Here is a 261-nt window from a genome sequence, read left to right as displayed (position 1 = left end):
TCCGGCGCCTGCCCGGGGTCGAGCGAGCGCACCTCGTGGCCGAGGGCAGGACCGTTGATCTTCATGAAGATCAGCCCCAGGCGGTGCGCCACGTACTCCATCAGGGTGGTCTTGCCGTAGCCTGGCGGGGAGATCAGCATCAGCAGGCCCATCAGGTCGGTGCGCTTGTTCTCGCCCACCGTCCCCATCTGCTTGGCCAGGTTGTCGCCGATGACACCCAGGTAGACGTCATTGATCAGCTTGTTGCGAACGAACGAGGAC

The 261-nt window shown here is 64.0% G+C and carries 1 protein-coding gene; it reads right to left on the bottom strand.

Features of this window, described 5'->3' with window-relative positions; translation table 11 throughout:
• On the bottom strand, positions 1–261 hold a 261-nt coding region (locus ACLJNW_RS26030; RefSeq protein WP_410961481.1), incomplete at both ends, for an AAA family ATPase.

It is taken from the genome of Salmonella sp. SAL4457, assembly GCF_046548235.1.
Classification (GTDB): domain Bacteria; phylum Pseudomonadota; class Gammaproteobacteria; order Enterobacterales; family Enterobacteriaceae; genus Salmonella; species Salmonella enterica.
Note: the sequence above shows the minus strand (reverse complement) of the source record. Positions and strands in the feature narration are given on the sequence as shown.